We start from the raw sequence: 26,096 nt of genomic DNA on the forward strand, positions 1-26,096 counted from the left end.
CGGACAGTCCCGACCAAGGGGCAGTTCCCGTCCTTGCATTCCTTTGCAAACCGTTTCGGGGAACGGCCGCCGTCCGGGGATCAACCATGACGCTTTCGGCAATCCTCCGGCGAAAACATCGGCCTCAGCCACCCTGGGCGAGCCGACACCGAGGAGACGGCGAAGGACAAGCCGAAGCGCCGGCCGCTCCCCGACCATATGCCGTGCACCGAGGCCAGGTTGAGCCCTGTCCGGGAGGCCTGCGCCCCGTGCGGTGGTGCGCGGCGGTACGTGGGCGAAGATGTCACCGACGCGCTGGAGTACGACGGTTCCGGGCGGTTCGTCGCGGACCGTATCGTGCGGCCGCGCTTCGTCTGTCGGGGCTGCGAGGCTTTCACGCAGTCGCCGCTGCCGTCGAGACCCGTCGAGCGCGGCCGGCCGGGGTCCGGCCTGGCCGCACATAGGCTCATCAGCACATGCGGCGATCATCCTCCGCTGTACCGGCAGAGCCAGGTCTTCGGGCGCGACGGCATCGACCCGGGTCGCTCGACGCTGCCCGAGTCGGTCGGCGAGAGCGCGGCCCTGCTGGCACCGCTGGCCGAAGCGATCGGCCGCCACGCCCTCGACGGCGCGGCCATCCACGGCCTACGACACGCCCGTCCGGACGTCGCGCGGGCGGCAGATACTACCCCACCTTCATTCGCCTGGACCCCGGCGAGACGCCTGAACAACGGCGTCTCTCACGGGTGGTGCGGCTAGACAAAGGCCATATCCGCATAGATCAGACCGGTTTCGATCCCCACGAAACCCACGTCCTCCGACGTGTGCCGGGTTTCCCAGTCGCGCGACGTTTCCTCGTCGATGAGGATGGTGGCCCCGCCCGCATCGGAGGCAAGGAGCCGCAAATCCGCCGTGTCGCCGCCGTCCCTGGTCTGCATGTCCGCGACGAAGACGAAGCGGTCGGATGAGAACCCCTTGTCGAACGCGATCCTGTGCGGCTTGTCCGTGACCACGTCACCGGTCCGGCCGGCAAGGATGCCGGCTGGCGAACCGCCCCTGTCGAAGGCGATCCAGTCGATCGCCTCATTGCCATGGGTCCCCCTGCCGGACACCTCTTCGCGGTCCAGCCGGATCGAGAAGCCGGCGGCATCCACGGCGTCGAGCCGCTCGGTCACCGCGTTGCGGCCGTTGGTGGAGGTGACCTGCCCCAGCACGACGGGCGCCGCGCCGAACCCGTCGTCGAACTGGACCCGGGACTCCCGGCCGGACGCATCCGCGGATCCCGCCTGGATCTCCATCCCGTTCGACAGCACATGGCTGCCCTGCTCGACCGCGATCCAGCTGACCGTTTCGGTAATGTGCCAACCGTCCAGGTAGTCCCATTCGTCCAGCTGGAACTCGAACCCCGTATCGGTGACGTTCCGGACGCGCATCGTCCCGGGCTGTCCGCCGTTCAGGGTCAGACCGCCCATCACCACCGACGGATTGTCCAGCGCGCGCTCGAACGTGACGCTGTGCCACTGTCCGCTGTCGCTCTGCGCGAACGTCACCGTGCCCGCCTCGCCGATCTGGTCGGCAACCGGGGCGCCGGTATCCTCGATCGTGACATCGGCACTGGTTTTGACCACTCCGCCGCGACCGTCGCTGGCGCTCAGGGTCAGTCGAACCGTCTGGTCTCCGTTGCCCTCAAGGTCGGCCCCGTTTGCAACTACAAGTTGATCCGATCCGTTGACCGAGAACCGCGGATCGCCCGCGACGCTGAAGGTGAGGGCGTCTCCGTCGGGATCCTTCGCGGACAGCTGCCCCACCACCGTGCCGTCGCTAGCGTCCTCGTCCACACGCGCGCCGACCAGGGTGATGTCGTAGGGCGTGCCGTTCGAAACGAAGGAAGCGGCGACGGACACCGGATTGAGCGCGTCCGACATCTCTGCCGCCCGCAGCATGGCCGAGCCGCTGTGGCCGACGCCATCGGCGATCACCAGGTCCCAGTTGAACTCCCAGTCGTAGCGCTCCGCCACCTCCTGGCCCATCTCGAACGTGTTGATACCCCGCTCCAGCCGCGTTGCGCCCTGGCGCATCGCCGCGGATCCCGTCGACATATTGGGGTCGTTGGGGTCGTCGTCTTCGCTGCCGAGATAGATCGTCATCGGAAGCGCAAGGTACTCCTTGAGCGCCTGGCGTTCCTCCGCATCGGTGCCCAGACCGTCGAATCCATAGGGGGCATCCTCTTCCAGCGACGGCAGAACCCAACTGGACGGGTTGGCGATCACGATCCGGGCGACATCGTCGGGGCGTTCGTAGGCGGCGACGCGGTTCAGGAACTGGGCGCCGCCCGAATGGCCGAAGAGATAGACATCGCCGCCGCCCCCGACCTTTTCGCGCGCCCAGTCGATCATCGGCTCCTCCAGCCGCGTCGTCCATTCACCTTCGGGAAGGATTCTGTTGCTATCGTCTTCGATGCCGCCGCGCTGGTAGGCGTCGTTGTCGTATCTCGACTTATCGTAAACGGGGGTGATGACCGTATAGCCCTCCCGTTCGGCGATCTTCTCGCTACCCGATTTGTAGAGAACCCGGCTCGCCCCATGATGGACGAACAGAATGTCCGTCGCGTTCTTGTCCGGAGAGTAGATTTTCAGGTCGAACCGCTCTCCGTCGAACGTCTCTTTCGTCTCTTGCCACATGCGCCGGTTACTCGCCTTCTAGTTGAACCCTGGTCCGAAGCGCTAATCGCGAGTGCTTAAACTTCGGTTAAGGACGACTGTGATGTGTCATTTCTCAAGGGACCAGTTTCCAAAGTCCGGACATGGCTGAATCGGCAGCGATCCGCACTGTGACAGCCGATGTCCGCCCATGCTGCGTCTGTCGACAGATCCCGAACGCCGGTTTGTCACAAATGCAGAGCGGTCCCGATGCCGCCGGCGGTTGCAACCATGGTATCGGCGCCGGCTTCGAACGCAGGGTTGCAGTGACCTGCTCCCCAATCTGTCCTCGTTCAGAAGTTAAGTGTGTTCCAGGTTTGGTCGTTCTCTGACCGGTTGAAGTATTCCCGCGGGGTGAGCCCGTCTAGGCTCGTGTGCGGGCGGTGGTAGTTGTAGTCGTCGCGCGATGCCGCAATCAATTGGCGGGCTTGGCGCAGGCTGGCGAAGAGGTGCTCGTTCAGGCACTCGTCGCGGAGCCGTCCGTTGAAGCTCTCCACGAGGCCGTTCTGCATCGGCTTTCCTGGCGCGATGTAGTGCCAGTCGACGCGGCGCTCCTCCTGCCATTTGAGGATGGCGTTGGAGGTCAGCTCGGTGCCGTTGTCGCTGACCATCATGCAGGGATAGCCGCGGATCTCGGCGATCCGGTCCAGTTCCCGTGAGACCCGCTGCCCGGAGATCGAGGTGTCGACGACGGTGGCCAGGCATTCCCGGCTGAAGTCATCGATCACGCACAGCACGCGGAATCGCCGTCCGCAGGACAGTGCGTCCGACAAGAAGTCGAGGCTCCAGCGCTGGTTCGGCCCCTGCGGGATCGCCATCGGTGCCCGCGTCCCGAGCGCCCGCTTCCGGCCGCCGCGCTTGCGCACGGTGAGCCGTTCTTCGCGGTAGATGCGGTAGAGCTTCTTCCAGTTCACCTCCCAGCCCTCGCGGCTGAGCAGGATGTACAGGCGCCGGTATCCGAACCGACGCCGATCGGACGACAGCTCGCGAAGGCGTCGTCGCAAAGCCCCATCGTCGCCCCGGGTCGAACGATACCGGTAGACACGCGGATCGATCCCGACGAGCGCACAGGCCCGCCTCTGGGAATAGCCTTTCTCGGTGATGGCCCAGCTCACGGCAGATCTCCTCGAACTGGGCCTCAGAAGTTTTTTCCGAGCATCTCACGCAGCGCCGAGACGTCGAGCATCGATTCCGCCAGGAGCTTCTTCAGCTTGGCGTTCTCCTCTTCGAGCGCCCTGAGCCGCTTCGCGTCCGACACTTCCATGCCGCCATACTTCGAGCGCCACTTGTAGAACGTGGACTCGCTCGCGCCGTGCTTCCGGCAGAGCTCCGCCGTCGGCCTGGACCTGTCGCGATTTCGTGCCGCCCCAAGTGCTCGTTTAAGCCACTTTTCTTTCGAATGCGACGGGGCTTTTCCAGCCCAGTGCTGAGTGGCGGCGACGCGGATTGTAGAAGCCATTGATGTATTCAAAGATCGCCACTTCAGCTTGCCGCCGCGTTTCCCATGACCTGCGCCAGATCAGCTCGGCCTTGATCGTCTTGAAGAAGGTTTCGACAGCGGCGTTGTCATAGCAATTGCCCTTGCCGCTCATCGACACCTTGAAGCCATGCTGGCGCAAAAGCTTCTGATAGTCGTGTGAACAATATTGCGACCCGCGATCCGTATGATGGATGCAGCCTTTGGGCGGCGCCCGAAAAGCTATGGCCATGTTCAACGCCCGGATCGCCAAGTCGCGTTTCATCCGGTTGCTCACGGCCCAGCCGATCACACGCCGTGAATGCAGATCGAGGATTACGGCCAGATACAACCAGCCTTCGCGGGTCCAGACATAGCTAATGTCACCGGCCCACTTCTGGTTGGGCGCATCAGTGTTGAAGTCTCGATCCAGCAGGTTCGGCGCGATATTGAACTTGTGATCGCTATCGGTCGTCACCTTGTGTTTGCGGGTTCTGACGACAGATATGCCGTTCTGGCGCATCAAACGGCCCACACGGCGATGACCGACGTCCAGGCCGATCTCCTTCAACTCTTCGGTCATTCGCGGCCTGCCGTAGCTACCAAGGCTCAGGCGGGACTGTTCTTTGATGTGTGCAAGCGTGACCATATCAGATCGTTGTCTGCGACTGGCAGGGCGGCTACGGAAGGCCCGCAAGCCACGTGTGCTGACGCCAACGACACTGCATAAACGGTTGGCTGGGAAATGGTTCCTGTGTTCCTCGACAAACCTAAATCTCATTGCTTTAGGCCCGCGAAGAACTGGGTGGCCTTTTTTAGGATTTCCCTCTCCTCCCTGAGAAGCCGGATCTCACGTCGAAGCCGCTCATTCTCTTTGGCGAGGTCCAAATCCTCTTGTGAAACCACGTTCGTGTCTCGATGCGCTGTGATCCATTTGTTCAGCGTCGACATTCCAACGCCCAGATCATCAGCCACCTGCTTGCGCGTCAGCCCGCTGGTCAGCGCAATACGCACCGCATCCTGGCGGAATTCGTCCGTCCGTTTCAATCCCATAGTTCGTCTCCTTTGTTGCAGTAAATGCTATCAAAGGAGCGGCATCAAACCGCGACAGGTCCACTATCGAACGAGACCATGTTCCGAAGAATGCTCCACGCCCGCGACATGGTTAGAGCCTGGGCGACAGATTACAACGAAGAACTGAAGTGGTCCCAGGAAATCGGACAGGTAGCTAAGGTGTATCCCGAACCTTTGGAGGGATACGAAATGGCGAAACGCCGGAAGTTCACGGATCAGTTCAAGGCAAAGGTCGCGCTCGAGGCGCTGCGAGGCGACAAGACGATCCAGGAGATTGCTGCGCGGCATCAGGTTCATCCGAACCAGGTAAGCGCTTGGAAGCGTCAGGCTGTCGACGGCATGGCCGACGTGTTTGCCCGTGGCAGTAGGCCCGAAGGCCCGAGCGAGGCGGAAGTGAAGGAGCTTCACGCCAAGATCGGGAGGCTGGCGGTCGAGAACGATTTTTTGTCCGCCGGGCTCAAGCGATGAGCCCTGCGAAGAAGAAAGCGATGATCCGCGGCGACCATCCGGAACTGGGCGTCAGTCAGCAATGCCGGTTGGTGAAGCTGAGCAGGTCAGCGTTCTACTACATGCCGGTCGGGATCGATGCGAAGACGCTGGCGCTGATGAAAGCCATCGACCGTGTGTTTACCAAGTACCCGTTCTTCGGATCGCGTCAGATCGCGGCATATCTGCGCCGGGATGGTATCGTAGCGGGGCGCCACCGGGTTCGGCGGCTGATGGCCAAGATGGGGTTGGAGGCGATTTACAAACGGCCCAAGACAAGCCAGCCGCATCCACGGCACCCGGTTCATCCCTATCTGCTGAGGAAGATGCAGATCGACCGACCCAACCAGGTCTGGTGTGCCGACATCACGTTCATTCCTGTGAAGCGCGGCTTCCCCTACCTCGTGGCGATCATGGACTGGGCAACGCGTAAGGTGCTGAGCTGGCGACTGTCGAACACGATGCACGCCGACTTCTGTGTCGAAGCGTTGGAAGACGCCATCGCGCGGTTCGGCACCCCCGAGATCATGAACACCGACCAGGGCAGCCAGTTCACCGGATCGGCCTGGATCACGACCCTGACCGAGGCCGGGGTCCGCATCTCCATGGACGGTCGAGGACGCTGTATGGACAACATCTTCATCGAACGGCTCTGGCGATCGTTGAAGCAGGAAGCGATCTACCTGACCGAGATCACCGACGGCTTCCACGCCCGCCGTATGATCCGCGACTGGATCGGGTTCTACAATGATAAACGCCCGCATACCGCCCTTGAACGGCGAACGCCAAGGGAGGCATATTGGAAAGGTCGAGATCAAAAAATGGCGGCATGAAACCGAACCAGGATACACCTTAGCTCAGCCGCTGCACTGTCCGGAAAACTGGGACCACTTCAAACGGCCTCATTCGGCCCCCGGATACCGAACGCCCAACGCGTTTGCCGAGCGCCTCTCCACCGCACCCGACACCAGCGCTGCGCGAGATGAAAGCCCCGCGCCGCTACCGGTTGCTCACATCGCGCCAACCGGCGTATCAACCAACCGGACTCCGGTTCCGCATCGATGAAAGTTCAGTGGCAGGTCACTTGAGGCTCCGGTCGATCTGGATGCCGAGCTGAAACGGTTGCACCGTGAGACCGCAGTTCTGAAGCAGGAGCGCGACATCCCAAAAAAGCCGCCCTTGTCGCGCCATTGGGTCGAGAGACAATGGCGACGCCTTCTTCGCGAAAGACGCAAGTCGATGTGAGGTGCCCCTAGTTTCCTAGACACCTGCCTCTTTCAGTTTCTGCTGTCTGATTTCGAAGTCAACGGGCGACAGCATGCCGTTGTTCGTGTGCTTGCGCTTCGGGTTGTAGAAGAGCTCGATGTATTCGAACACGTCCTGCCTTGCCGCTTCTCTGGTCGGATAGGTGCGACGTCTGACCCGCTCCCGTTTCAGCAACTGAAAGAAGCTTTCGGCGACCGCGTTGTCATGGCAATTGCCGCGCCGGCTCATGCTGGGTTCGAGGCCGTGCTGGCGCAGGAAGGTCTGCCATTCGCGGCTGGTGTACTGGGAGCCCTGGTCTGAATGTACCATGACCCGGTCAGTCGGCTTTCGTCGCCAGATGGCCATCAGAAGAGCTTGGAGCGCCAGATCCGTCGTCATGCGGGATTGTGCGGACCAACCGACGACGCGACGGGAGAACAGGTCGATGACGACACAGAGATACAACCAGCCTTCATGGGTCCGCAGATAGGTGATGTCGGTCACCCAGACCTGATCGGGCCGGGACGCCTCGAAGCACTGCTCCAGCCTGTTCTCGGCCACCACCGCAGGCTTGCCACCATATCGGCCGGGGCGGCGCCGATAGCCGACCTGCGCAGCGATCCCGGCCAGCGACGCCAGCCGGGCAACACGGTTCTCCGAGACCCGCTCGCCCTGGTCGCGCAGATCGTCCGTCAGCTTGCGATAGCCATAGACCTTGCCGCTGCCGGCCCAAGCCTGTCGGATCAGTTTCGTCTGACGTGCATCCTCCTGTGCGCGGTAGCTTAACGGTTCCTTAAGCCATGCATAGAACCCGCTGAAATGCACCCGCAGCACTCGGCACATGGCCCGAACGCCGAACTCTTCGCGATGCGCCCGGATGAACGCGTACTTCATTGGGACGCGCGCGCGAAGTACGCCGTTGCCTTCTTTAGAATGTCGCGCTCCTCGGTCACGCGAGCCAGCTCTCGCTTCAGACGCCGGTTCTCGGCTTCATGATCCACGCCGGGCTTTGAAACCGGTTCCGCGAACAACTTCAGCCACTTGTAAAGAGAATGCGTGCTGACGCCCAAACGCTGCGATACCTCCCGCACCGGATAACCGCGCACCGTGATCTGATGCACCGCATCCTGTTTGAACTCGTCGCTGTAATTGCTTGTCCCCATCTCGGCCTCCTCGCCTCAAAGTTAGGGGGCAAAGCGTCTACAAATCTAGGGGCACCTCAGAATGGCAGCGAGGGCGTTTGGATGGCCGGAGTACCAGAGTTCAAGAAGCGTTTAGCCGAGGGGCGGATTCGGCTGAGCGTCGCTAAGGGCAGAGTAGTGATCTATTACCTTGCAGACGGCGAATATAAGAAAATCACCGATGGGCTATATCCAGTTTCAGGTAGGGCAAAGGATGGTTCCTTGATCGTTGGCTCGGCGGACGATAGCCGACCGATGGCTGTTCCAGGCACTCAATGGCGAATTCCAGGACATGATGCGACCCAGTACGGGTCTCGCCTAATCTCGTCCTTCCTGCCCGGGCGGAAGTTCCCCTACCCAAAGGCTCTTTTCGCTGTGGAAGATGCCCTGCGCTTCTATGTCAAAGAAAATCCGGACGCCACCATCCTAGATTTTTTGCCGGCTCCGGGACCACGGCCCACGCAGTCATGCGGCTCAATAGACAGGATGGCGGGCGACGACAGTGCATCTCCGTCACCAACAACGAGGTTGCAGCCGACGAACATGCAGCTTTGCGTAAGGAAGGGCTTCGCCCTGGCGATGCGGATTGGGAGAAGCTGGGCATCTGCGACTACATCACCAAACCGCGCATCGCCGCCGCGATCAACGGCAAGACACCGGAGGGAGAGGACATCAAGGGCGAGTACAAGTTCACGGACGAATTCCCGATGGCCGATGGCTTCGAAGAAAATGCCGAGTTCTTCACGCTGACCTACGAAGCCCCTGTCGCCGTCAGCCACAACCTCGCATTCCAGCGCATCGCGCCGCTGTTGTGGATGCGCGCCGGATCGGAGGGGCGCCGCATCAACGAACTTCCCGCCGCCGGATGGGACGTGGCCGACACCTACGGTCTGCTCGTCGACCTCGACCGCGCCGCCGCGTTTTGCGACGCGGCCGCCGCCCAGCCGACCCTGCGCATCGCCTACGTCGTGACAGATGACGACCGCCGGTTCCAGGCGGTGGCGCGCGCGCTGCCCGACAGCGTCGAACCGGTGCGGCTCTACGAGTCGTACCTCTCCAATTTCCGCTTTTCGATGGGCCGCTGAGCCATGAAGTTCACACTCAAGGAATATCAGGAAGAAGCCGTTCGGGAGGTTCTGGTGAACCTCAAGAAGGCCTCGCGTCGCTGGCGTGAGGACGGTGACAAGCATGCCTTCTCGCTGACGGCCACCACGGGTGCGGGCAAGACCGTCATGGCGGCGGCCGTGTTCGAGGCGCTGTTCCACGGCGACGACAATTACGACATCGAGCCCGACCCGGGTGCAGTGGTGATTTGGTTCAGTGACGATCCGTCCTTGAACGAGCAGTCACGCTTCCGCCTGCTCGAGGCGTCGGATAGACTTTCAATCTCGGACCTTGTGGTGGTGCAAAGCACGTTCCAGCGCGAGGTGCTGGAACCGGGGAAGGTCTATTTCCTGAACACCCAGAAACTGAGCAAGTCGAGCCTCCTGGTGCGCGGACACGATCCCGATGACGAGGGGATCGAGAAGGACGGCCAGATCCGGCTGATGCCCGACAGTCGCTCCTTCACCATCTGGGACACGATCCAGAACACCATCGATGACCCCGCACTGACGCTTTACCTCGTGCTCGACGAGGCGCATCGCGGGATGCGTGCCGCGACCGGCGCGGGCGAGAAGACCACCATCGTCAAGCGGCTGATCAACGGCTCGGGACCGGTCCCCGGCATCCCGGTCGTCTGGGGCATCTCGGCCACGGTCGAGCGGTTCAACGCCGCCATGACCGACATGACGGGCCGCGCGACCCTGCCGAACGTAGTGGTGGATTCCGCCAAGGTCCAGGCGTCGGGTCTTCTGAAGGATACGATCATCCTCGACGTGCCCAAGGAAGCCGGGCAGTTCGATACCGTGCTGGTGCGCCGCGGCACCGACAAGCTGAAGGAGATTTCCTCCGCCTGGGAGGCCTATGGCCAGCAGCAGGACGATGCCGGAACCGTGCTGCCACTGATGGTACTGCAGGTCCCGAACGCGCCCGATCACAACGACATCGGCCGGGCTCTCGACACCATCTTCACGCAGTGGCCGGACTTGCCCGAGGATGGGCTTTGTTGCGCAAAGACCGTAAATCCCGGACTTCCCCTTTCCCCGGACGCACTTATCCCACAGGCTCTGTGATGGGTATGCCGAGCGCGGTGTAGCCGTTCAGCACGGCGGCGCGGATCTGAAGTTCGGCGACCTGGCGATCGAAGTCGCGCGCCAGGAGGCTCTGCCCCAGTAGCTTCACGCAATGCATCTTCGTCTCGGCGCGGCTCCGGCGGTGGTATCCGCTCCATTTTCGCCAGATGGCGCGGCCGAGGTATCTCGATGCGCGCAGAGCCTCGTTCCGGGCAATGGCGGCTGGGGTTGATGGCTTCCACGGCTTGGCATTCTTGCGCGGCGGTATGACGGCATGGGCGCCGCGGTCGGCGACGGCGTCATGGCACTTGCGCGTATCGTAGGCTCCGTCAGCGRTGATCGATCCGATCTCCACGCCGGCGGGGATCTGGTTGAGCAACTCGGGCAGCATGGGCGCGTCCCCGACGTTGCTTCCGGTGATCTCGATGGCTCGGATCTCCAGCGTSYGTTCRTCGACGCCGATGTGGATCTTGCGCCATAGACGGCGTTTCGCGCCGCCATGCTTGCGGGCGTTCCACTCGCCTTCACCCTCTGCCTTGATGCCGGTGCTGTCGATCAACAGGTTCAGCGGCCCATCTGAGCCGCGGTAGGGAATAGTCACGGACAAGGTCTTCTGGCGCCGGCTCAGTGTGCTGAAGTCGGGCACCGCCCAGTCGAGGCCGACCAGGCGCAGGAGGCTTTCAATGAACCCGGTCGTCTGTCGGAGCGCCATGCCRAAAAGGACTTTCATCGTCAGGCATGTCTGGATCGCGGCGTCGCTATATAACGGCTGCCGGCCTCGCTTGCCGGTCGGCGGCGGCACCCAGACCATGTCCGGATCGAACCAGATCGTCAGGGAACCACGCTGCTTCAGCGCTTCGTTGTAGGCCGGCCAGTTCTTTGTCTTGTAGCTCGGCGGGATCGGTCTGCTCATGCAGGACAGCTACCACGCTGGATTCACGAGATGAATCCCTCACCCAGTCTTTGCGCAACAAAGCCGCCAGCATGGCTTCAAGGTGTCGATGAGCGGCAAGGGCAATTGCTATGACAACGCCGCTGTCGAAACCTTCTTCAAGACGATCAAGGCCGAGCTGATCTGGCGCAGGTCATGGGAAACGCGGCGGCAAGCTGAAGTGGCGATCTTTGAATACATCAATGGCTTCTACAATCCGCGTCGCCGCCACTCAGCACTGGACTGGAAAAGCCCCGTCGCATTCGAAAGAAAAGTGGCTTAAACGAGCACTTGGGGCGGCACGAAATCGCGACAGGTCCAGTCTTGTTCCGCATCGCGCCCAGTCCGGCCTTCACATGTCGACATTCCATGCAGACGGCCGGCAATCCGGCAGTGCGCAACTCGCTATAGAGCCAGGATCGAGGAAGGTTCCGCCTCGATCTTGCTTTCGAGCGCGACGGTTCCTTCCTCATCGACGATACAGATGTTCACGGTCTCAAGAGATGCGTCGATCCCCACATAATAGGTCATAGGTGTCAGATCCCGCTTGATTGTATGGCCGCTTTTTGAAGAGCCTTGGCTTTTGGCGATGCCAGTCCTTGAGGGCGTCGATAGGCGTTCTGCCCTTCAGGACGGATTGCGGGAGCTGGCCGTTGTAGAGGCGGACATAGCGCAGGATCGTCTGCTCAAGGTCCTCGCCTGATCGGAAGCGATGACTCTGCAGGACGTCCTCGATCCGCCCGTTGAAGCGCTCCACCATGCCGTTGGTTTGCGGCCGCATCGGTGGTGCGAGGCGATGCTCGATCCCGAGGTCGGCACAGAGGCGGTCGAACTCGTGGTTGCCCGTGGCCGCGCGCTTGCGCAGGCCGAACAGCCGGTCGGTGAACTCCTTGCCGTTGTCGGTGAGAACACGTGTGATCTTCATCGGCGCGGCGCGCTCCAGGTCACGCAGGAAGCGGCGCGCGTTGGCGGCCGTCTTCGCTGGGTAGATGCGGACGAAGACCCATCGGGTCGCACGGTCAATCGCCACGAAGAGGTAGCGTCGCCGCTGCTCGTCCGGCATCTGCGGCAGGTATTTCACGTCGACATGCAGATAGCCGGGCTCATAGGCCCTGAAAGGCTTGTGCGCAGGCTTCGGCGCCTTTGGTGTGAGGTCGCGGAGCTTGCTCACCCCATGTCGCCGCAAACAGCGATCCAGCCCGGAGCGCGAGACGTTCGGGTTCAGGAACTCGCGAACGACGGACAGCAGGTCGTCGAGCGGCAACAGCAGAGCCTTCCGCAACGCTACGGCAACCGCCTCCTGGGCAGGGGTCAGCGTCGTCTGCAGCCTGTGCGCGGTGTGGCTGTGGTCGTGAACGCCATCCCGCTTGCGCCACTTCCAGACCGTCTGTTCGGAGATGCTGTAGCGCTCCGCAACCATCCACGCCGGCTCATCGCTCGCCTGCATCGCAGCTCTGATCCTGGGTGTCGTCGTCGCCTGCTTGTGAAGAGAGATCAGCATGATCGTCCCCCATCCCGAACCTCACGCAGAAACGACCTTGCCATGAAGAGCGCAGACCGGCGAGAGTCTATGTGATCGTCCGGGACTGAACAGCTACGGAAGGCCCGCAAGCCACGTGTGCTGACGCCAACGACACTGCATAAACGGTTGGCTGGGAAATGGTTCCTGTGTTCCTCGACAAACCTAAATCTCATTGCTTTAGGCCCGCGAAGAACTGGGTGGCCTTTTTTAGGATTTCCCTCTCCTCCCTGAGAAGCCGGATCTCACGTCGAAGCCGCTCATTCTCTTTGGCGAGGTCCAAATCCTCTTGTGAAACCACGTTCGTGTCTCGATGCGCTGTGATCCATTTGTTCAGCGTCGACATTCCAACGCCCAGATCATCAGCCACCTGCTTGCGCGTCAGCCCGCTGGTCAGCGCAATACGCACCGCATCCTGGCGGAATTCGTCCGTCCGTTTCAATCCCATAGTTCGTCTCCTTTGTTGCAGTAAATGCTATCAAAGGAGCGGCATCAAACCGCGACAGGTCCACTCTGGGCGAATGCGAGATCGAACGCGGAGAGAAACTGCCGACAGAATGCGGGGTCGAGGGCCATGAGGTGTCTTGGAATGGCCTTCTTCTTGGCCGACCAGAGATTGCGCGACCGGCAGCAGTGGTTCGCCATCGCAGCGTAGAGGGTCGCAATTACCGAACGGAGCTCGTCCCGGCCGCGAGGATCGCGAATGTCCTCGATCATGTCGGTTATGGCATAGCGCGAGTCATCTCGCTCACGCGAGTTCCATGGTAGAGGTCCTACCTCCAGAATCCGGTCCGCCAATGCCTTGGCTTGACGTCCCAGTTCGGTGGGCTGGGAGGTTAGTGTCCGCGCACGTGGTGTAATTTCTGCGCCTTCATCGGTGTGATCCCGGGTGGCCATCGAGGTGGAGTTTCGACGCTTCAACCACGGACCACACGGAGACCCCGATGACCAAGACCAACATGGACCTGTCCGAGCTGCTGGCCAAGCATGATCAGGGAGACTTCCTGCGCACCATCGCCGAGGCGGTGCTGCAACTGATCATGAAAGCTGATGTCGACGGCCTGATCGATGCCGGGCGGCATGAATGCAGCGGCGAGCGGACGACCTGGCGCAACGGGTATCGAGAGCGCGCCCTCGATACCCGGCTGGGCACGCTGAACCTGCGGGTGCGGAAGCTCCGGCAGGGCAGCTACTTCCCGGGCTTCCTCGAGGCGCGGGAGACCTCGGAGCAAGCCTTGGTCGCGCTCGCCATGGGTCTCGAACCGATGGTGACCACATGGCTCGCTCCAGGAGGCCTGGATCGGCGGTGTCTCCACCCGCCGTGTGGACGAGCTGGTGCAGGCAATGGGCCTGTCCGGCATCTCGAAGAGCACCGTGTCGAAGCTGTGCAAGGATATCGACGAGCGCGTCGGCGAGTTCCTGAACCGTCCGTTGACGGGTGAATGGCCCTATGTCTGGCTGGACGCGACCTACCTGAAGGTCCGCCAGGGTGGACGCATCGTGCCTGTCGCGGCCATAATCGCCGTCGCCGCAAACACCGAGGGCCGTAGGGAAATCATCGGGCTCGGCGTTGGACCTTCGGAGACCGCGACCTTCTGGACCGAGTTCCTGCGATCCCTGAAGGCCCGGGGCCTGGACGGGGTCAGGCTGGTGATCAGCGATGCTCACACCGGCCTCCGGGCTGCTAGAGCGGGATGAAATCAGCCTGAATCGATAGAGGATTCACAGGCCTGCATTTTGGTGATTCACTGTTGCCGACCACAAGATGGAGGGCGAGTAGTGGGTAGAGCACTTTCAATGGACCTTCGAGAGAGGGCAATGGCGCGGCTGTTGGGGGGCGAGAGCGTGCGTCAGGTCGCAGCGGCCCTGGATGTGGCTCCGTCCAGTGTTGTGAAGTGGTCGCAGCGTTTGCGTGCGACCGGGAGTTGCGCTCCGGCAGGGACAGGCGGCCACCCGCCACGCAAGATTGCAGGCGGGCATGAGGCGTGGCTTCTGGAGCGGATAACGGAGCCGTTCACACTGCGCGGACTGGTGGTGGAACTGGCCGAGCGCGGGCTCAAGGTCGACTACCGCACCGTCTGGGCCTTCGTGCGCCGCACGGGCTACTCGTTCAAAAAAAGACCCAACTCGCCGAGGAGCAGAACCGCCCCGACGTGAGCCGCCGCCGTGTGCGCTGGAAGCGGCACCAGGGCCGGATCGACCCCCGTCGTCTCGTGTTCATTGATGAAACCTGGGCCAAGACCAACATGGCCCCGCTGCGCGGCTGGGCTCCCAGAGGTGAACGCCTGATCGGGCGGGCCCCGCATGGTCACTGGCGCACCATGACCTTTATCGCAGCGCTGCGTCATGATCGGATCGACGCGCCCTTTGTTTTGGACGGTCCCGTCAACGGCGAAGCGTTCCGGGCTTATGTCGCGCACGTGCTCGTCCCAACCCTGCGCCCGGGCGATGTGGTGGTTATGGACAATCTGGGCAGCCACAAAGGGCAAGCCGTGCGGCAGGCGATCCGTAACGCGAAAGCGCATCTACTTTTTCTGCCGCCCTACAGCCCCGACCTGAACCCGATTGAACAGGTCTTCTCGAAGCTCAAACACATGCTCCGCAACGCAGCCGAGCGCACAATGGAGGCAACGTGGCGCAGGATCGGGACACTGCTCGACCGCTTCAGCCCACAGGAGTGCGCGAACTACCTCGCCAATACTGGATACGCTTCAAGCTAATCTCATCATGCTCTATTGATCCGCCGGATGCAGCCGGCGGTAGGTCGAGCGCATCCGGTAGTCCTTTTTCGGCCCGATCACCTCCCACTCGGTCTCCCATCTCGGCCAGCGGCCGAAATCGTACGAGACCACGTAGAGATCAGGCGCGCAGCGATGGCGCGCCCGCGGCGTGTGCACGCTGGCGTCGAAGCAATGGAACGGGCGCCCGTCGCCGAAGGTGACGTGGATACGCGCCCCGTCCTGGCGCCAGGTATGGGTCTGGCTGGCCGCCATGCTGCGATCGTTGATCATCAGGCAGCCGTCCTCACAGTAGATGAGCGTCGTGCCCTCCAGGACGAACGCGGCCCGGCCCGTCAGACAGCCCATGGGCGTGCGGTCGGGCCCGGTGATCTCACGGCGGAGCGACCAGCATCCGGCGAAATCCTGCAGTCCGAGCGCCATCCGGTCCTCCTTGCCGCCCCCGGTCGCGCGGTCTACACCGCGCCCGATCCCGCCATGCTAGCAAGAAGGCCGCGCGCCATGATCCCCCGTTATTCCCGTCCCGAAATGGTTGCGATCTGGGAGCCACAGTCGAAGTTCCGCATCTGGTTCGAGATCGAGGCCCACGCCTGCGACGCCATGGCCGACCTCGGCGTGATCCCAAAGGAAAGCGCGCGTGCCGTCTGGGCCGCAAAGGACGCCACGTTCGACGTTGCCCGTATCGACGAGATCGAGGCCGAGACCCGCCACGACGTCATCGCCTTCCTCACCCATCTGGCCGAGATCCTCGGCGCCGACAACGCGCGCTTCGTCCACCAGGGGATGACGTCTTCGGACGTGCTCGACACCTGTTTCAACGTCCAGCTCACCCGTGCGTCGGACATCCTGATCGCCGATGTGGAAAAGCTGCTCGTCGCCCTCAAGACCCGCGCCTTCGAGCACAAGGACACGGTGCGCATCGGCCGGTCCCACGGGATTCACGCCGAACCGACGACCATGGGCCTGACCTTCGCGCGTTTCTACGCCGAGATGGACCGCAACCTGACCCGGCTGCGCGACGCCCGGGCCGAAATCGCCACGGGTGCGATTTCCGGCGCGGTCGGCACCTTCGCCAATATCGACCCGGCGGTCGAGGACCACGTCTGCGACAAGCTGGGCCTGGTACCGGAGCCCATTTCCACCCAGGTGATCCCGCGCGACCGACATGCCGCCTTCTTTGCTACCCTGGGCGTCGTCGCCAGCAGCATCGAGAACATCGCCACCGAGATCCGCCACATGCAGCGGACCGAGGTGCTGGAGGCAGAGGAATTCTTCTCAAAGGGCCAGAAGGGCTCATCGGCCATGCCGCACAAGCGCAACCCGGTGCTGTCGGAGAACCTCACCGGGCTTGCCCGGCTTGTGCGGATGGCGGTCATCCCGGCCATGGAGAACGTCGCCCTCTGGCATGAACGCGACATATCGCACTCCAGCGTAGAGCGAAACATCGGGCCCGACACCACGGTGACGCTGGATTTCGCGCTGGCACGACTGACCGGGCTGATCGAGAAGCTGGTCATCTACCCCGAGCGGATGCTGGAGAACATGCACAGGTTCCGCGGGCTGGTGATGTCGCAAAGGGTGCTGCTGGCCCTGACCCAGGCTGGCGTCAGCCGGGAGAACGCTTACGCCCTTGTTCAACGGAACGCGATGAAGGTCTGGACCGAGGGCAAGGATTTCAAGACCGAGCTTCTGGCCGACGCGGACGTGACCGCCGCCCTGTCGCCCGGGGAGATCGCGGAGAAATTCGATCTGGACTACCACACCAAGCATGTGGACACGATCTTTGACCGCGTCTTTGGCGACGGGGATCCCGGCTAGGGCCGGTCCCTCTCCCGGACCGGTTCTTTCGCCGCCCCACGCCGCTGGCGGTTTCGTGCGCCAGGTCAATAACGCGGTACGATCAGGTGCGCCTTTGACGTCGGTGGCTGCTCGGCCGACATGGTCGTGGCGCGGACGGTTTGCGCCGTCGTGGCCCCGCAAGCCGACAGGACGGCGCCGGTGATCAGCAGAAGAATGATGCGCGACATGGGTTGATCTCCTCGACAATCCGGAGCGGACCCGCCGCCCCATGCCATTGACTCTGCTCCGTTCGCGGCGGCGGCGATGTGATCGCGGTCACGGCACCGAAGCGTCGCCCGAACCGTTGCCGAGAGTGGTGTTTCGGCCGTCGCTGACATCCGCCGGTGTTGCGTGTCGGCGTTTGAGGAACGGGTGACTATCGAAGTCCTGCCGGCCTGCGTCGATGCGAGTCGTCATCGCCTGTTGCTCCAGGTCGGGATATTCCCTATCGCGCGCGGCCGGCACGGTTGACGGCTGCGGGATTGCCGCCTGCGTGCCTCTCGCCGGCTGACCGTAATCCGGCCTTAACACTCTTGCGGCTAATCTGACCCGCACGAAGACCTCCGGGAAAGGATGAACATGAGCTCTGGGCTGGCGATTCGCGATACGGACCGGAACGCTCTTCCACCCGATCTTCCCTCCTCGGGGTTCACGCGCCGGCAGAAGGCGGCCATCGTCGTCCGCCTTTTGCTTGCCGAAGGCGTGCAGTTGCCGCTGTCGGACCTGCCCGAACAGCTTCAGGCGGAACTGACCCGCCAGATCAGCGCCATGCGGTTCATCGACCGCGGGACGCTGCGCAACGTCATCGAAGAATTCGCGACAGAGCTGGACTCCATCGGTCTGGCCTTTCCCGGCGGGCTCGAAGGCACGCTCCGGATCCTCGAAGGGGCGATCAGCCCGGACATGGCCGCAAAACTCCGTCAGCAATCGGGCGTCATCTGGGGCGACGATCCCTGGGACACGATCGCCGCGTTTCCCGTACCGCGCCTTTTGCAGCTGATCCGCAACGAAAGCCCCGAAATCGGGGCGGTCGTCCTGTCCAAGCTCGACATCGCGAAGGCGGCGGACCTTCTATCCGCCCTGCCCGGCCCCGACGCGCGCCGCCTGACCATCGCGGTGTCGGAAACCTCCGGCATCGCCCCGGACGCGGTGAAGCGGATCGGCGTCGCTCTGGCGGCGGAACTCAAGGCGGAGCCCCCCCGCGCCTTCGCCGCCGCCGCCGTGGCGCGCCTGGGCGCGATCCTCGATGTGGCGCCGGCCCCGACCCGGGAAGAGGTACTCGCCGGTCTCTCCGAAGAGGATGAGGCGCTGGCCGCGGAGGTCCGCCTGGCGATCTTCACCTTTGCCGACATCCCCGCGCGGCTGGAGGCGCGCGACGTACCGTCGGTGGCCAAGGCTGTCGAGCAGGAGCGCCTGGTGCTCGCCCTGGCCGGCGCCACGGCAGCGCCGGCGCTTGCCGCCGTCGCGGAGTTCTTGTTGTCGAACCTCCCGGGCCGGCTGGCCGATTCGATCCGGGAGGAGGTTGCCGAACTGGGAGAGCCCGACGCCGCCGAGGCCGAGCGCGCCCATATCGACATCGTCCGCGCGATCCGCCGCCTCTCGGATGCCGGTGAGATCAAGCTTTCCGATCGCCCGCCGGCAAGCTGACGCGCCGCGGACCGGCGGCCTGCGGACCGGCGTGAGACGGCGGCGCAAGAGCGGGACGCCAACCTTGAAGTCGGCGCCCAGGTTCGGGTCAGACAAAGCCGCACCGCAGGCGGCGTGCGACCGGCGATCCTGGCGGCGAAGGCGCCGGTGGGCCGGAGCGCAAGGCGACCCGGCCCACGGCACCGTCTGCGCAGCGCAAACTGGTTCATCGGCGCCGGGAACTGGACGCCGGACGGGCGTGGATCACGAACGGACAGCACGGGCACCGGTCGCGGCGGTGGATGCCGTGCAGTCCCGGTCCGAGCCCGCCCCGACGGATCGTCGGACACGCGGGCAGAGTATCGAGCGGGGCGCCACATCCTGCCGCGACGAACCGATCGGTAAGCGATCCGCAGACTGCGGGCTCGAACCCGCGCCGTGTATCCGTAGCCGGGCCGCACCGACGGAACGTTCGGCCGCGGTGAGGTCGTGTTGCCGGCACGTCGCTCGCGGTCGTCATCGCTGACGGCAAGGGCCGCATGGCTGGGGGGCACGCAGCCGCGGCGCTCATCGGTTCCGGCCGTGCACGGAGACGCACGTTACCGGTCCGCTTGTCGCCAACAAACCGTTGCATGACATTCGCCTGAGTCCGACAGGCGCGCCGTCCTTCGCCGCGATCCTGGGGCTGAACTCTGCCGATGTCCCCGCGCAGGGCGATAGGTCCGTGCCTGATCCGACGCGGCGGGCTATGGTCGGGACAGAAACCGATGTGGGATCCCTACCGGTATGGTCTGCCCATATGCCTTTCCCATGACGCTCGCCCCCGTCGCCGGTGCCCGGGGTACGCGCGACCTCGACGACGCGACTTGCAGACGGATCGCCCTGACGCCGACCGGCGCGTTTGCCGCCGCCTTCGCTGTCGCGCCGCTGGATCGGCTGACGGACTGGCGTGCCGCGCCTGCGGCCGGTCCCGCATGACCGCGCCGGTCCGCCACCTCTACATCCTGCCTTTGGCGCTGGGGCTGGTGTTCTTCGGCGCGTCGCTGACGCCGACGCTGATACCACGCGGATGGGTCGTGCAGGGCACGCTCGGTGGGCTGGTCATGGCGCTCGGCTACCTGATCGGTCGCGCGGTGCTGTCGCTCTGGCGTCTGCTTCAACTTCCCGAAGCCCGCGGTCGGACGCGCGTGGTTCTGGGCGTTGCGATCATGGTCCCCGCCGCGATCATTCTTCTCCTTTGCCTGCTGAATACGCAGGGCTGGCAGAACGGCATTCGCCTGCGCATGGAGATGCCACCGCTCCGGACCACGCATACCGTCCGGATGCTTCTTGTCGCGCTCGCTGTCTTCGCGGTCCTGTTCGCGATCGGCATCGCGCTGCAATGGCTGTTCGACCGCGTCCGATTCCGGCTCTATCGCTACCTGCCGGCACGGGCCGCGAATGTCGCGGGGTTCGTGCTGACGGCGCTGCTCATCGTGACGGTGACGCGGGATGGCGTTCTCGACCGGGCGATCGCCGGGCTCGATGCGTCTTACACGACGGCGCAGGCGCTGTTCGACACCGCCCCGCCCGCGCCGGACGGGATCGTGACCGGCGGCGCGGGCTCGCTCGTCGATTGGGACGCTCTGGGCCAGCCGGGCCGCGACTACGTCACGTCGGGGCCCGGCGCCGATGACATAGCGGCGTTCACCGGGCGCGACGCGATGCGGCCCATCCGGGTCTATGTCGGGCTCGCGCAGGCGGAGGGCGCGGAGGACCGCGCCGAAACCGCCCTGGCCGAGCTTCGGCGCCAGGGCGGCTTCGACCGCGAAGTGCTGATCGTGGCCTTGCCCACCGGCACCGGCTGGCTCGATCCCGGCGCGGTCGATCCGGTGGAATACATGCATGGCGGCGACATCGCAACGGTGGCGGTGCAGTATTCCTACCTGCAATCCCCGCTGGCCCTGATCCTCGAGACGCGCGCGGGGCTCGATCAGGCCGAGGCGCTGATCGGCGCCATCCATCGCTACTGGCGCGGCCTGCCCGAAGAGATGCGCCCGAGGCTCTATATCCACGGCCTCAGCCTTGGCGCCTGGTCCTCGATGTCCGGCACCGGTCTCTTCGCGCTGCTCGACGATCCCATCGACGGCGCGCTCTGGGCCGGGCCGCCGTTTCCGTCCTCGAAATGGCAGGGGATCACCGCGTCGCGCGATCCGGACAGCCCGTATGTCGCCCCGGTGCTGGGCGACGGGCGGCTGGTGCGCTTTGCGTCCAATCACCGCGGGGCCGGCGGACCCGCGGGCTGGGGCGATATGCGGCTCGTCTACCTGCAATATCCCAGCGACCCGATCGTGTTCTACGAACCCGCCTCGCTGTTTCGCCCGCCGGTCTGGATGACCGAGCCGCCCGCCCCCGACGTTTCGCCCCAGATGCGGTTCATGCCGGTCGTCACGCAGTTCCAGCTTGCCGTGGACATGGCTCTGGCGACGACGGCGCCGGCGGGGTACGGCCATTCCTATTTCGGGCGGGACTATGTCGGGCCGTGGGTCGCCGTGACGGCGCCCGACGACTGGACCGACGCCGACACGTCGCGCCTGGTGGCGCATTGCGACAGCGGCTTCCAGCTGGGCTGCGACCGCGAATAGCGTCGGTCAGGTTTCTTCGAGATACGCCTTGAGCGCGGCGGCGTTGTTGTGCGTCTTGTCCTTCGCGCCATAGATCAGCGTGACCCGGCCCGCGGCGATTCTGTCGCGAAGCGCGCCCACAGTCCCAGGCTTGTCGCGCAGCTCCTGGGCATAGCGCGTCCTGAACGCGTCCCACTTGTCGCGATCATGGCCGAACCAGCGGCGCAGGTCGTCGCTCGGCGCGATGTCCTTCATCCACGCGTCGAGTTGCAGGTCATCCTTCGACATGCCGCGCGGCCAGATCCGGTCGACGAGGATGCGCTGACCGTCCTGGGGACCCGGCTTGTCATACGCGCGTCTCGTCCAGATCTGCGTCATGTCGGCACCATACCCGTATCGCCACCTCCGGATCATCGGCGTTGTGGCGCAGACCCATCGAACCCGTCGGCTTCGCTCGCCACGCGGGACAGGTCAATCCAGTTCGGGACCCACTGCGGTCCGAACGCGCGGCTCGCCGTTCTTTGGGGCGGACGGACCCGGCACCCGCAAGGGCTGACAGTGCCAGGGCATCGCCCGTCCGCCTCCCTCCGGCGGATGGAACACGCACACCGGAACCGTTGCCATGGGGACAAATCAGCGATGGCAACGCTCCGCCAGATCCGGACAGGCCGTGACACCCGGCCGGAGCCTGAGCGGGACCGTCAGAGCAGCGACTTGACCTTTTCCACCACCGCGTCCGCGGTGATGCCGAATTGCCGGAACAGCTCATCGGCCGGAGCGGACGCGCCGAAACCTTCCATGCCGACGAAGCCGGCCTTGGCCTCCCGGCCGCGTTCGCCCAGCAGCCAGCGGTCCCAGCCCAGGCGCGCCGCGGCTTCGATCCCGACGCGCACCTGGCCCGATCCCAGCACCTTGCGGCGATAGGTTTCGTCCTGCGCGGCGAAGAGTTCGAAGGACGGCATCGACACCACGCGGGTTCCGATGCCCTGCTCTTCCAGCGTCGCCTTGGCCTCCATGGCCAGGGACACCTCGGAGCCCGTGGCAATCAGCACCGCCTGCCGCTTGGCCACGGCATCGGACAGCACATAAGCGCCCTGTTCGCACAGGTTGCGCGGCTTGTGCTGGGTGCGCAGGGTCGGCAGACCCTGACGCGTCAGCACCAGCACCGTGGGCTTGTCGGTGGTGCGCAGCGCGATCTCCCAGGCCTCGGCGGTCTCGATCGTATCGCAGGGGCGCAGCACCTGGACATTGGGCGTGGCGCGCATCATCGCCAGATGCTCGACCGGCTGGTGGGTGGGGCCGTCCTCTCCCAGACCGATGGAATCGTGGGTCATCACGTAGATCACCGGCGCGCCCATCAACGCCGACAGCCGCATGGCCGGACGCGCATAATCGGTGAACACGAAGAACGTGCCGCCATAGGGACGGATGCCGCCGTGGACCGCCATGCCGTTCATCGCCGCGGCCATCCCGTGCTCGCGGATGCCGTAGTGGATGTAGCGGCCCTTGCGATCCTCGGCGGAAAACACGCCCAGATCGGCCGTCTTGGTATTGTTCGACCCCGTCAGGTCGGCTGAGCCGCCAAGGGTCTCCCGCACGACGGGGTTCACGACCTCCAGCACCTTTTCGGAAGAGGCGCGTGTGGCCAGCTTGGGCGCGGTTTCGGACATCTGCTTTTTCAGCGCGCGGATCACGCCGGAAAGCCGGGCCGGGATCTCTCCGGTCATCGCCGCGTCGAACTGCTTGCGCTTGCCCGCGCCAAGCGCCTCGACCCGGTCGTTCCAGGCCTCGCGCTCGGCGCCGCCGCGGGCGCCGACTTCGGTCCACCAGCCGGCGATCTCGTCGGGAATGTCGAACGGCGCCCGGTCCCAGCCATAGGCCTTGCGGGTGTCCGCGATCAGCGTGGGGTCGGTGAGCGCGCCGTGACCCTTGCCGGTGTCCTGCGCCGAGGAACCCAGCGCGATATGGGTGCGGCAGGAGATCATCGACGGCTTGCCCGCCTTCTTCGCAGCCTCGATGGCGGCGTCGATCTGGTCGGGGTCGTGGCCGTCGATGCTCTGGGTATGCCAGCCGCAGGCGTCGAACCGCTTCACCTGGTCGGTGCTGTCGGTCATCGACACCTTGCCGTCGATAGAGATGCCGTTGTCGTCGAAGAACACGATCAGCCGGCTCAGCTTGAGGTGGCCGGCCATGGCGATCGCCTCATGGCTGACACCCTCCATCAGACAGCCGTCCCCGGCAAAGACATAGGTGTGGTGATCCACGACGGACTTGCCGAACCGCGCGCGGAGCGATTCCTCCGCGATGGCCATCCCGACCGACGTGGCAAGACCCTGCCCCAGCGGACCGGTGGTGGTCTCTATCCCCCTGGCGTGGCGGTATTCGGGATGCCCCGCGGTCCTGGCGCCCCACTGGCGGAAGTCGCGCAGCTGGTCCAGCGTCATGTCCTCGTATCCGGTGAGGTGCAGCAGCGCGTAAAGCAGCATGGACCCGTGGCCGTTGGACAGCACGAAGCGGTCGCGGTCGGCCCAGTCGGGATGGGTCGCGTCGAACTTCAGGTGCCTCGACCACAGGACGGTGGCGATGTCGGCCATGCCCATGGGCATCCCGGAATGGCCGGAATTTGCCTGCGCCACGGCATCGAGCGCCAGGACGCGGATCGCGGTCGAACGGGTCCAGTGGTCGGGGTGCCGCTCGCGCAGGGTGGCGATATCCATGGGCTCGTCCTTCGGATCCGGGGAAAGATGTCGTTGGCGGTGATACCAGCCCGGGGGCCAAGTTCAAGCGCGGCGCGGCGCAGGATGAGGGGCTTGCGCGCGTTTGGGGGCTGAAATCGCCGGTGACATGCGTTTTACTCTCTGGACGAGCACCGAATCGTCACGCTTGGACCACCTGGAAGGGCCCCGACCAGATGCAGGACATCACCGAATTGCAGCGCCGCCTGAGCGGTGCCCTAGAGCGGATCGGACACGGGCTGGAAGCGCTCGGCCCCGTGGCGCCGGATGGCGCGGCTGCCGGACCCGACCCGTCGGAGCTCGCGGCCGCGCTCGCCGCCGAACAGGACTTGACGGCACAGCTCGAAGAGCGGATCCGCGCCACGCGGGACCGGTTCGAGACCCGCGCCGCGGAGGCCGACAAGGAGTTGCGCGACGTCCATGCCCTGCTGGCGGCGGTGGAGTCGGACCGCAACCGCCTGAAGCTGGTGGCAGAGACGCTGACTGCCACCTGCGCGCAGTTGCGCGACCTCAACGCACAGGGCGTGGCCGACGCCGATCGGGTGAACGACGCGATGACTGCGGAGATCGACGCGCTCAGGACAATGCGCGACAGCGACCGGGGCGAGTTGAACGCGATCATACGGCTTCTCGACGGGGCCGGCGCCGATGCAAGGACCCCAGACAGCCAAGAGGAGGTTCGCCAGGATGGCTGAACAGCGCATCACGATCGGCGGACGCAACTATCAGGTCGCGTGCCAGCCCGGGGAAGAGCATTACCTGGACGCCGCCGCCGCCATGCTGGACGCGGAAGCCGGCGTTCTGGCCGAGCAGATCGGGAGGATGCCGGAAGCGCGGCTGCTGCTGATGGCCGGGCTGATGCTGGCCGACAAGACCGCCGGGATCGAGGAACAGCTTCGCGCGGCAGAAGCGCGCGTGGCCGCTCTGGAACAGGCGATGGAGGGGCAGGACATCGCCGGATCCGAACGGGTGGAGGTCCCGGTGATCCCCAACGCGCTGATCGAGTCCCTGTCGGAGATGGCCGCCCGCGCAGAGGCGCTGGCCGACGAAACGGAGGCCCGCGCGCAGTCCGCGTGACGGCGTCGCGCCATCCGCCTGTCGGTGGGCGCCGCGTTCGGGGATTTCGTTGCGCAGGTTGTGATGGTTCCGGACCCGCTGTGCGGGCACGCCCTTGGCGGCAGGTGCCTCTCTCAGCGCGCCGGCTGTGGTTCAGGCAAGGGCGATGCAGAGCTTTTCCTCAGTAACTTGAGGATCCGCATGGCGGCATCGCCCTTCCGTGAGACCGGTCAAGACCACGGCACCTTTGCATCGCGCGCATGGTCGAGGCAGAGAGAGAGGGGCGGCCTGGACGCGCGGCGGCGTTCGCGGCACATGCTTCGAAACACCCCACCTTCCGGGCAACCGCACGCCCGGCCGATGCCCGGCGCGGCTGGTGCCCGTCCCGGCCCGCTCAGGCGTTGGCGTCGCGGATCTTCTCGGCGGCCGCCTTGTCGAAGGCGACGCCTTCCTTCTCGAAGAGCGCGTCGAGTTCGCCCGACAGGGTCATCTCGGTGATGATGTCGCAGCCGCCGACGAACTCGCCTTTTACGTAGAGCTGCGGGATGGTGGGCCAGTCGGAGTAATCCTTGATCCCCTGACGCATGTCCTCATCGGCAAGCACGTTCACATCCGTGAAATCGACGCCCATGAAGTTCAGCACGCCCGCCACGCGGCTGGAAAAGCCGCACTGGGGCATGGTCTTCGTGCCTTTCATGAACAGCACCACGTCATGTGCGGTCACGGTGTCCTTGATAGTGTCCGTCGCAGTCATC

At 64.4% G+C, this 26,096-nt stretch carries 21 protein-coding genes and 4 pseudogenes; 12 read left to right on the top strand and 13 right to left on the bottom strand.

All coding sequences use genetic code 11. From position 1 onward, the window contains the following. The first annotated feature begins 270 nt into the window (after positions 1–270). Complete coding sequence (locus KW83_RS13640) at positions 271–738, top strand: IS66 family transposase (RefSeq protein WP_051928514.1); 468 nt, start codon at positions 271–273, stop codon at positions 736–738. Here the strand turns inward: KW83_RS13640 and KW83_RS19290 are convergent. The 3 genes and pseudogenes from KW83_RS19290 to KW83_RS13660 all read right to left on the bottom strand — a co-directional run bounded on the left by KW83_RS19290 (position 735) and on the right by KW83_RS13660 (position 5,187). After that, positions 735–2,660 (bottom strand): hypothetical protein, encoded by a 1,926-nt coding sequence (locus KW83_RS19290; RefSeq protein WP_051928515.1) that lies wholly within the window; start codon positions 2,658–2,660, stop codon positions 735–737. The two genes, KW83_RS13640 and KW83_RS19290, sit on opposite strands and share 4 nt — an antisense overlap. Positions 2,661–2,971: 311 nt before the next feature. Then, positions 2,972–4,011, bottom strand: a pseudogene (locus tag KW83_RS13650) (IS3 family transposase); the annotation flags it as partial. A 46-nt stretch (positions 4,012–4,057) separates the two neighbouring features. Next, a protein-coding gene (locus tag KW83_RS13660; protein ID WP_152563458.1) for an IS3 family transposase occupies positions 4,058–5,187 on the bottom strand; the annotation gives its coding sequence in 2 pieces (ribosomal slippage) (positions 4,058–4,944 and positions 4,944–5,187; 1,131 coding nt in all). Positions 5,188–5,397: 210 nt separating this feature from the next. On the opposite strand from KW83_RS13660, the gene KW83_RS13675 reads away from it, so the two are divergent. Then, a protein-coding gene (locus tag KW83_RS13675) for an IS3 family transposase (protein ID WP_200879689.1) occupies positions 5,398–6,527 on the top strand; the annotation gives its coding sequence in 2 pieces (ribosomal slippage) (positions 5,398–5,671 and positions 5,671–6,527; 1,131 coding nt in all). Positions 6,528–6,954: 427 nt separating this feature from the next. On the opposite strand, the gene KW83_RS13680 is transcribed toward KW83_RS13675, so the two are convergent. Beyond that, a protein-coding gene (locus KW83_RS13680; RefSeq protein ID WP_152563524.1) for an IS3 family transposase occupies positions 6,955–8,102 on the bottom strand; the annotation gives its coding sequence in 2 pieces (ribosomal slippage) (positions 6,955–7,859 and positions 7,859–8,102; 1,149 coding nt in all). A gap of 569 nt (positions 8,103–8,671) precedes the next feature. Between KW83_RS13680 and KW83_RS19300 the strand changes: the two genes are divergently transcribed. Together KW83_RS19300 and KW83_RS13695 are read left to right on the top strand one after the other, a co-directional pair. Further along, entirely contained in the window at positions 8,672–9,205 is a 534-nt protein-coding gene (locus KW83_RS19300) for a hypothetical protein (protein ID WP_051928516.1), read from the top strand. Between the two features lie 3 nt (positions 9,206–9,208). Beyond that, positions 9,209–10,294 (top strand): DEAD/DEAH box helicase family protein, encoded by a 1,086-nt coding sequence (locus KW83_RS13695; RefSeq protein WP_036180056.1) that lies wholly within the window; start codon positions 9,209–9,211, stop codon positions 10,292–10,294. On the opposite strand, the gene KW83_RS13700 is transcribed toward KW83_RS13695, so the two are convergent. Then, the gene (locus tag KW83_RS13700) at positions 10,275–11,207 is read right to left on the bottom strand and encodes an IS5 family transposase (RefSeq protein WP_036179871.1); all 933 of its coding nucleotides are present in this window, start codon (positions 11,205–11,207) and stop codon (positions 10,275–10,277) included. The two genes, KW83_RS13695 and KW83_RS13700, sit on opposite strands and share 20 nt — an antisense overlap. A gap of 64 nt (positions 11,208–11,271) precedes the next feature. Between KW83_RS13700 and KW83_RS13705 the strand changes: the two are divergent. Next, a pseudogene (locus tag KW83_RS13705) lies at positions 11,272–11,508 on the top strand (IS3 family transposase); the annotation flags it as partial. 122 nt (positions 11,509–11,630) lie between these two features. On the opposite strand, the gene KW83_RS21720 reads toward KW83_RS13705, so the two are convergent. The 3 genes and pseudogenes from KW83_RS21720 to KW83_RS13715 form a co-directional block, all read right to left on the bottom strand. After that, positions 11,631–11,756 (bottom strand): IS110 family transposase, encoded by a 126-nt coding sequence (locus KW83_RS21720; protein WP_161785505.1) that lies wholly within the window; start codon positions 11,754–11,756, stop codon positions 11,631–11,633. Then, complete coding sequence (locus tag KW83_RS13710) at positions 11,722–12,726, bottom strand: IS481 family transposase (RefSeq protein ID WP_036179874.1); 1,005 nt, start codon at positions 12,724–12,726, stop codon at positions 11,722–11,724. The genes KW83_RS21720 and KW83_RS13710 overlap by 35 nt, the downstream gene beginning before the upstream one ends. A gap of 92 nt (positions 12,727–12,818) precedes the next feature. Next, a pseudogene (locus tag KW83_RS13715) lies at positions 12,819–13,192 on the bottom strand (transposase); the annotation flags it as partial. 496 nt (positions 13,193–13,688) lie between these two features. Here KW83_RS13715 and KW83_RS13725 point away from each other — a divergent pair. Together KW83_RS13725 and KW83_RS20050 are read left to right on the top strand one after the other, a co-directional pair. Then, positions 13,689–14,430, top strand: a pseudogene (locus KW83_RS13725) (IS256 family transposase); the annotation flags it as partial. 93 nt (positions 14,431–14,523) lie between these two features. Continuing rightward, positions 14,524–15,464, top strand: a protein-coding gene (locus KW83_RS20050) for an IS630 family transposase (RefSeq protein ID WP_161785428.1) whose coding sequence is annotated in 2 segments (ribosomal slippage) — positions 14,524–14,856 and positions 14,859–15,464 — 939 coding nt in all. Because the reading frame shifts where the segments join, the coding sequence is not laid out codon by codon here. Positions 15,465–15,476: 12 nt separating this feature from the next. Here the strand turns inward: KW83_RS20050 and KW83_RS13740 are convergent. Then, positions 15,477–15,905 carry a DUF6314 family protein gene (locus KW83_RS13740; RefSeq protein ID WP_036179878.1) on the bottom strand — a complete coding sequence of 143 codons (429 nt, stop codon included), beginning with the start codon at positions 15,903–15,905 and terminating at the stop codon, positions 15,477–15,479. A 78-nt stretch (positions 15,906–15,983) separates the two neighbouring features. On the opposite strand from KW83_RS13740, the gene purB reads away from it, so the two are divergent. After that, positions 15,984–17,300 (top strand): adenylosuccinate lyase, encoded by a 1,317-nt coding sequence (gene purB / locus KW83_RS13745; protein ID WP_036179881.1) that lies wholly within the window; start codon positions 15,984–15,986, stop codon positions 17,298–17,300. A 65-nt stretch (positions 17,301–17,365) separates the two neighbouring features. Here the strand turns inward: purB and KW83_RS20995 are convergent, their stop codons facing one another. Further along, the gene (locus tag KW83_RS20995) at positions 17,366–17,509 is read right to left on the bottom strand and encodes a hypothetical protein (protein ID WP_161785506.1); all 144 of its coding nucleotides are present in this window, start codon (positions 17,507–17,509) and stop codon (positions 17,366–17,368) included. Between the two features lie 391 nt (positions 17,510–17,900). On the opposite strand from KW83_RS20995, the gene KW83_RS13750 reads away from it, so the two are divergent. After that, positions 17,901–18,968 (top strand): FliG C-terminal domain-containing protein, encoded by a 1,068-nt coding sequence (locus KW83_RS13750; RefSeq protein WP_036179884.1) that lies wholly within the window; start codon positions 17,901–17,903, stop codon positions 18,966–18,968. A 953-nt stretch (positions 18,969–19,921) separates the two neighbouring features. Then, entirely contained in the window at positions 19,922–21,571 is a 1,650-nt protein-coding gene (locus KW83_RS13760) for an alpha/beta hydrolase (RefSeq protein ID WP_036179890.1), read from the top strand. 6 nt (positions 21,572–21,577) lie between these two features. Here KW83_RS13760 and KW83_RS13765 read toward each other — a convergent pair whose 3' ends face one another. Together KW83_RS13765 and tkt are read right to left on the bottom strand one after the other, a co-directional pair. After that, positions 21,578–21,928, bottom strand: a complete 351-nt coding sequence (locus KW83_RS13765) for a DUF488 domain-containing protein (protein ID WP_036179891.1) — start codon at positions 21,926–21,928, stop codon at positions 21,578–21,580. A 323-nt stretch (positions 21,929–22,251) separates the two neighbouring features. After that, a complete protein-coding gene (gene tkt, locus KW83_RS13770; RefSeq protein ID WP_036179893.1) occupies positions 22,252–24,267 on the bottom strand; it encodes a transketolase in 2,016 nt (671 codons plus the stop codon). Between the two features lie 194 nt (positions 24,268–24,461). On the opposite strand from tkt, the gene KW83_RS13775 reads away from it, so the two are divergent. After that, positions 24,462–24,980: a hypothetical protein gene (locus tag KW83_RS13775; protein WP_036179894.1), complete on the top strand. Its 519-nt coding sequence runs from the start codon at positions 24,462–24,464 to the stop codon at positions 24,978–24,980. Continuing rightward, a complete protein-coding gene (gene zapA / locus KW83_RS13780; protein ID WP_036179897.1) occupies positions 24,973–25,362 on the top strand; it encodes a cell division protein ZapA in 390 nt (129 codons plus the stop codon). The genes KW83_RS13775 and zapA overlap by 8 nt, the downstream gene beginning before the upstream one ends. Before the next feature lie 373 nt (positions 25,363–25,735). On the opposite strand, the gene grxD is transcribed toward zapA, so the two are convergent. Then, positions 25,736–26,095: a Grx4 family monothiol glutaredoxin gene (gene grxD, locus KW83_RS13785; protein ID WP_036179899.1), complete on the bottom strand. Its 360-nt coding sequence runs from the start codon at positions 26,093–26,095 to the stop codon at positions 25,736–25,738. Position 26,096: the final 1 nt, after the last annotated feature.

This window comes from Palleronia rufa (assembly GCF_000743715.1).
Taxonomy (GTDB): Bacteria; Pseudomonadota; Alphaproteobacteria; order Rhodobacterales; family Rhodobacteraceae; genus Palleronia; species Palleronia rufa.

What these genes read in the sequence shown, in the direction of transcription:
- KW83_RS19290 (WP_051928515.1), bottom strand. Translation starts at nt 2,660, where the DNA reads ATGTGGCAAGAGACGAAAGAGACGTTCGACGGAGAGCGGTTCGACCTG.
- KW83_RS13695 (WP_036180056.1), top strand. Translation starts at nt 9,209, where the DNA reads ATGAAGTTCACACTCAAGGAATATCAGGAAGAAGCCGTTCGGGAGGTT.
- KW83_RS21720 (WP_161785505.1), bottom strand. Translation starts at nt 11,756, where the DNA reads ATGACCTATTATGTGGGGATCGACGCATCTCTTGAGACCGTGAACATC.
- KW83_RS13710 (WP_036179874.1), bottom strand. Translation starts at nt 12,726, where the DNA reads ATGCTGATCTCTCTTCACAAGCAGGCGACGACGACACCCAGGATCAGA.
- KW83_RS13740 (WP_036179878.1), bottom strand. Translation starts at nt 15,905, where the DNA reads ATGGCGCTCGGACTGCAGGATTTCGCCGGATGCTGGTCGCTCCGCCGT.
- purB (WP_036179881.1), top strand. Translation starts at nt 15,984, where the DNA reads ATGATCCCCCGTTATTCCCGTCCCGAAATGGTTGCGATCTGGGAGCCA.
- KW83_RS20995 (WP_161785506.1), bottom strand. Translation starts at nt 17,509, where the DNA reads ATGTCGCGCATCATTCTTCTGCTGATCACCGGCGCCGTCCTGTCGGCT.
- KW83_RS13750 (WP_036179884.1), top strand. Translation starts at nt 17,901, where the DNA reads ATGAGCTCTGGGCTGGCGATTCGCGATACGGACCGGAACGCTCTTCCA.
- KW83_RS13760 (WP_036179890.1), top strand. Translation starts at nt 19,922, where the DNA reads ATGACCGCGCCGGTCCGCCACCTCTACATCCTGCCTTTGGCGCTGGGG.
- KW83_RS13765 (WP_036179891.1), bottom strand. Translation starts at nt 21,928, where the DNA reads ATGACGCAGATCTGGACGAGACGCGCGTATGACAAGCCGGGTCCCCAG.
- tkt (WP_036179893.1), bottom strand. Translation starts at nt 24,267, where the DNA reads ATGGATATCGCCACCCTGCGCGAGCGGCACCCCGACCACTGGACCCGT.
- KW83_RS13775 (WP_036179894.1), top strand. Translation starts at nt 24,462, where the DNA reads ATGCAGGACATCACCGAATTGCAGCGCCGCCTGAGCGGTGCCCTAGAG.
- zapA (WP_036179897.1), top strand. Translation starts at nt 24,973, where the DNA reads ATGGCTGAACAGCGCATCACGATCGGCGGACGCAACTATCAGGTCGCG.
- grxD (WP_036179899.1), bottom strand. Translation starts at nt 26,095, where the DNA reads ATGACTGCGACGGACACTATCAAGGACACCGTGACCGCACATGACGTG.